Source organism: Desulfonatronospira sp., from assembly GCA_003563255.1.
GTDB lineage: Bacteria > Desulfobacterota > Desulfovibrionia > Desulfovibrionales > Desulfonatronovibrionaceae > Desulfonatronospira.
The window spans coordinates 1-5,777 of sequence record PWSL01000300.1 but is presented as its reverse complement, the minus strand read 5'-3'; the positions used below and the strand labels follow the sequence as shown (position 1 = coordinate 5,777).

General features: G+C 46.8%; 3 protein-coding genes. All 3 read left to right on the top strand.

The genetic code is table 11. The annotated features are described in order from the left end of the window. The first annotated feature begins 506 nt into the window (after positions 1 to 506). Entirely contained in the window at positions 507 to 1,637 is a 1,131-nt protein-coding gene (locus QZP87_RS08955; protein ID WP_291322578.1) for a hypothetical protein, read from the top strand. Between the two features lie 38 nt (positions 1,638 to 1,675). Beyond that, a complete protein-coding gene (locus QZP87_RS08950) occupies positions 1,676 to 2,482 on the top strand; it encodes a PilZ domain-containing protein (protein ID WP_291322577.1) in 807 nt (268 codons plus the stop codon). 223 nt (positions 2,483 to 2,705) lie between these two features. Then, positions 2,706 to 5,186 carry a 3'-5' exonuclease gene (locus tag QZP87_RS08945; protein ID WP_291322576.1) on the top strand — a complete coding sequence of 827 codons (2,481 nt, stop codon included), beginning with the start codon at positions 2,706 to 2,708 and terminating at the stop codon, positions 5,184 to 5,186. Positions 5,187 to 5,777 lie beyond the last annotated feature (591 nt).

Here is a 5,777-nt window from a genome sequence, read left to right as displayed (position 1 = left end):
TAACCGGGCAGGCCCAGTTAAACCCTGCTCTGCAGGAAATCCTTCGGATTTGTTTAACCGGGCAGGCCCAGTTAAACCCTGCTCTGCAGGAAATCCTTCGGATTTGTTTAACCGGGCAGGCAGGATTAAGAGATTGATGAAGAGAAAAGCATTTTTGTCCTGCCTCCCAGTTTAATTCCCTTCGTGTTTGCTCTGCGAGCAATTAAATCACGCCACAGGCGTGACAGGCGGAAGCCAGGCCAAAAGATAATCAATCCTGTCCAAGTTTATTGTTTTTTGTGACAGTATCTCAATTGGAGACAGGCACTTTTGCCGATGGAAAACTGTCAACTGCTCAAAAATACCGGCGGCAAAAGAGCCAGTCCCCGGAGGTCAATAAGTAAGTTTCGCTGTAGTGATAGCCTGAATCCGTGAAACCCGTCTGAGTCTAACAGGTTTTTTTGCATACAGCAGACACTCCATGGTGAATGAGCCGCCCGGCGGCCATCCCGCGCACAGGGGGATAGATGAACAAAGCCCTTAAGGAAAAACAAATCCACACATTTATGCTGGCGCTGTTTGAAGCCAGCGATGTCGCCCCCGCCCTTGGAAAGGTTAATAGTCCGCTCAGCATCCTGTCTCATATTTACCTTCACAAAGCGGGCTTTATGAATGCCTGCCAGAGCATATATTTTGATAAGCTGCCGGCAGAAAGAAAATTTAGTCGGGACCTGATACACTTTATAATCAGTCACTTTACCGAATCCAATAAAGAGGAAAAAATCGATGGCATAAGCTATCTGATACAAAACTATCCGCAGGAGGTTGACTGTTTATGTCCGGACTTTATTCTTCAAAAAGTAAAGTCCATTATAGAAAAGACTGAACACAAGGATATCCATGAAGACAGTCTTGAAAGCCTGATAACAGATTATATCTGCAGTAACAGGGCATACCATAAACTTTTGGACAGCATACTATTATTCATTGAAAACAGAAACATCCATACGAACAGTCTTGCCAGGTACCTGTCGGCCAAAAAAGCCGACTTAAAGGAAAATGCTTTCTACAACTGGATTATAAAGCAGAGTTTTATTCAAAAAATGGACTATGCAGAGCTGGGACTGGGTAATGCGCCAAAGCTGCAAACGTTTGTTGAAAGGGACAAAATGCTGGGCACTGTTTGTTTTCTGGACCTGGGCACTGAAGATCTGAAGCATAAGTTCCATAACATGCTGCAAAAAAAATATAAGTCTTCAAAAATGCCGGACATGTTCATGGATTTTTTTTCTCAGCGCAGACAAGAGAATGACTTGTTCGGCAGGGTGGTCGTGATATTCGCTTATAATATCATAATGTTCAAGCTGGATGACTATGAAAAGTTTTATCAAAAAATAATGCTCCCGGAAGAATACCGCCAGGACTCGAGCAGTTTTGCACACAAAGACTACTGTTATAAAATTCTGGAAGGTTTCCAATCAGGCATAAAAATCGATTTCATTTCTTCGCATTTCAGGCTGTCGCATCTGAAAGACCAGGAAGTAATTCAAAAAATTGCCTTTATTTTTTTGAAAAAGTTTTTTTGGAAGAAAAAATCAAGCATGAAAGCTGTCCTGTCCAGTCAGTACTCAATAATCATGCTCAAATATTCAAAATAATCACAAAAGATGAAATAAATGATCGTAATTTGCTGATAATGCTTGAAAAGCTGTTTGAAAACCAGCTTCCTGTGTCAGTATATTCCTTCAGAGGCGATGACCCGTATGTAAACCTGGAGTGCGTGCCTTATAAAATGGAAGAAGACGGATTTCTGCTGTTTTGCAACAATGAGAGCCTGATATTTGATCCCGTGCGGATACCTTTTTCAGTCAAATGCAGGCTCGGTCAGCTTAATGTTTCTAAAAGTGTCAGGTATTATATCTTTGAGACTGCGCTTGTTCAGGCCTGGCCGGCAGAAGGCCGGAAAACCGTTTTAAAGCTGAACTATCCCGTGAATTATTATTCATCTGACAGACGACTGGACAGATATATTCCAGGCCCTACCAACATCCATACCCTGTCCGTCTGGCCAAAGGGCAATGAAGCACCGGACATTACCATGCAGAACAAGCCGTTACTCAAGTATTTCATGCATGAGAATATAAAAATCCTGAATATTTCTTCAGGCGGCATACGGCTGTCGTTAAGCAATGCATATCTTCAGGAAATCGGGCACGAATTCAGCCTGCTGCAGGGATATATTTTCAAGATTACACTGAGCTATTATGACAAGCCTGCTGAAATATTCCTTACAGCTGTTGTACGCAATATCGTACCCATTCAGGGGATGCCGCAATCTTCAGGACATATCGAGGTCGGTTTTCAGTTTATCAAGGAAGCTTTTTTTAATCCCGGCAAAAAATTCGCCTGGAACGACATCATGGATAAGGGGTCCTGGCATATCGGCTCATGGATTTTCAGCAGCAATCTAGCAAAGTGTAAAGGTTCTTCTGCCAGCGATTAGATGACACCCTCGAAAATTCCGTCTTCGCGGGGTGAATGAAGTTTGTTCATCTTTACACTTCGGGCAAAGCGTAAAGTGGTAAGCATTCGGGGTGTCCTCAGTGGTGGTTCCCAGCACCAGGCCCCGGGGTCTGTCCCCTGCTGATCAGGCCTTTGGCGTGACCAGTGCAGGTTCACACAAACTAGAGTTTGTCTTTTTTTACTTGTGCAGATATGGGGGTAATATGCCATTTGACCCTGACCAGGAAAAAGTTGCAAGGCATGTGCACGGCGCTCTGATGGTCCTGGCTCCGGTGGGGACGGGAAAAACCACTTTACTCTCCCACCGGATCATCAATGCCCTGGGTCAAGGCTTTCAGCCCCGGGACATGCTCTGTCTGACTTTTACCAATCTGGCTGCCAGGCAGCTTCGAAAGCGAGTAGCGGAAACTGCACCTGGGCAGGCCAGAGATTTGTGGATCAGCACCTTTCACGGCTTTTGCGCCTCATTGCTGCGCAAGGAGTCAAAGCAGATCGGCATTCCCTCGGACTTCTTCATTTGCGATGAGGAGGACAGCAAGGAGATCATTGATTCTATCCTCAAGCAGCATCCGTCTGACATTCAAGACAAGCCTGCGCAGCTGCTGAATGCCTTCGACCATGCCAAGTCCCAGACTTCCCATGTTGAGCTTTCCCTGCAGGGATATCGAGGAGAGAATCTCCAGCCCACTCAGCAACGGATCTATCAGCAATACGCCTCTAAACTCCGAGACCGGCATGCCCTGGACTTCTCTGATCTTATCTACTTCACCCGGGCCGCCTTGTGCCGCGTTGATGCTCTGGGCGACAAATGGAGTTCCAGGTTTCGATTTTTGCAAGTAGATGAGGTGCAGGATACCCATCTGGCAGAGTATGATGTGATCAGAACACTGGCCAGGGCAGGAAATATTGCCGTTTTCGGGGACATGGACCAGTCTATCTATGGATGGCGTGGGACAGAGCCTGAGCGGGTCATGCAGGCCTTTTTCCATGACTTTTCTCCGCAGGAGTATAAGCTCCAGTTCAATTACCGGGCCACCCAGACCCTGCTGAACGCTGCTGAAAGCTTTGGAGGTTCATTTACCAGGCGATATACAAAGGTCAAGCCAGCCGGGACCTGTCCTCCAGGGAGCCCCATTTGCGTCTATCACGCAGTAGACGAAGGAGATGAAGCCAGGTGGATCGGCCAAAGCATACAAAGACTTTGCCGCAATGACGGGCATAAGTACGGGGATATCGCCGTGCTCTGCAGGACAAACAAGAAATGCCAGTCAGTGAGCGAGGTCTTTTCTAAGCTGGAAATCCCTCACCATCGGGTGGAGCAGTTTCAGTTCTTCCGGCGTAAGGAAATAAAGGATGTTCTGGCCTGCTTGAATCTGATCTGCAATCCGTACAATATCTCAGCCGCGCACAGGACAGCCGTCAGCTTCATTCCAAATGTAGGGAACAAGACCGTGAGCAGGATTGTGAGCCAGGATGCCGGACTGGGGCTTCGCCTGACTGATCTGTTTGCTCCGGATACTTTTGCATATACAGATCCTTTTGGTCCCTTGCTGGAGGCCTTTGAACAGGGCTGGATTACTGTCCTGGATACAGAGACCACAGGACTCACTCCTGGTAAGGACGATATCATCGAGCTGGCCTATTGCCGTGTACAGAAGGGAAGGGTGAAAAAGCAAAGCCAGGCTCTTCTGACCACGGACAAGCCGATTGGGAGTTCCTGTTTGATTCATGGCATTTCCGAGGCCCTGCTGGCAGAACAAGGGGAAGATCCAGGGCTGGTTCTGACTCGGTTTGCAGAGGACTGCGGGCAGGATATTATAGTTGGACACAACGTGTTTTTTGATCTGAGCATGCTCGTATCCCAGGGGAACGGATATGGAATTGATTTAAGCCATATCCGGCATCAGGACACCTATGACCTGGCCCAGAGGTTTCTCCAGGCTGACTCCTATCGACTGGGAGATTTAGAAAAACAGCTTGCATTGGGACACAAGTCCACCCATCGGGCCATGGATGACGTGTTGACCACCATAGAGCTCCTGGGGCACCTGCTGCCGAATATTCGAGCCCATGCAGAAAAGCGGCGGGAGATCATTGCCGGCTACTCTTCCTATTTTGAGCCCACAGCCCGCGTGTTTCAGAGCCTGAGGCTGTTATCCCACACAAATCGGCCACACGAGGTGCTCCGAAATCTGCTGAGTGAGCTGAAAATATGGGATCATTTCCGGACGGAGCCTGAGCGCACGGCCAACATCAAGGAGCTTATCAGCTTTTTCCAGGAGCAGGATCCAGACCATATGCATCCCCATGTTGCTTTGCACAGCCTTGTGGAGTACGCTGGCCTGGCAAAAAACGTAGATCATATTTCCAAAGACAGGGCCGATGTGGTTGTGGTTCCAGTGCACCAGAGCAAGGGGCTGGAGTTTGAGGCTGTGTTCATTGCCGGAGCGGTGGAGGGAATGATGCCAATATTTTTTGCCAAGACCCTCAAGGACCTGGAAGAAGAGAAGCGAGTCTTTTATGTGGCTCTGACTCGACCCAGGAAAAGGTTGTATATATCCGGCTACAAACGGTTTACAACCAGTTATGGAAATGTGAGGAATAAAGAGATGAGCGAGTATGTGGCCGGGTTGGGACCAAATGTTGAGTATATTCCGGTTAACCTGACAGATGAAAAATGTTAATATTTGACCGGAATAATTTACATGGTATCTGTTTAGCGCTTTTAAAGAAAGCAGGGGACAGGCACCCCCGCACTTATTAGTAGCTGATGTGAAGATTATTACTTAAAAATAAGTGCGGGGAGAGCCAGTCCCCATGCCACATGCAAAGCGCTAAACAGATACTTTACATGACTGATCTCTGGTAAAGAATTCAGCCGGAGGTCTTATTCCCTCTTTGTATCTTTTTCGAATCTGTCCGGTTTTCAGGACAGCAACTCCCCTGCTGTCCTGAATTGTGTAACATATTGCTTTTGTTATACTTTTTCCTAGTAATTCAAAGCATATTTTTTACCTGTCCGATTTTCAGGACAGACACACCTTCAAACTGTACCCTCGCTAGATGCAGTCCTCAACATAACCATTTGATATTAATAATTTAAAAATCATGACAACCATCAGGCATGATTTTTGATAGTTATGAAAATCTACCTTAACACTACAGCGAAACTTCTAAAATTTATAACCTGTCTCAATTGGGGACAGGCACTTTTGCCGTTTGATAACTTACAATTGAACAAAAAATCAGGCGGCAAAAGAGCCAGTCCCCGGAGG

Bases quoted from the DNA above. Each gene is read 5' to 3' on its own strand.
- QZP87_RS08955 (WP_291322578.1), top strand. From the start codon at position 507: ATGAACAAAGCCCTTAAGGAAAAACAAATCCACACATTTATGCTGGCG.
- QZP87_RS08950 (WP_291322577.1), top strand. From the start codon at position 1,676: ATGCTTGAAAAGCTGTTTGAAAACCAGCTTCCTGTGTCAGTATATTCC.
- QZP87_RS08945 (WP_291322576.1), top strand. From the start codon at position 2,706: ATGCCATTTGACCCTGACCAGGAAAAAGTTGCAAGGCATGTGCACGGC.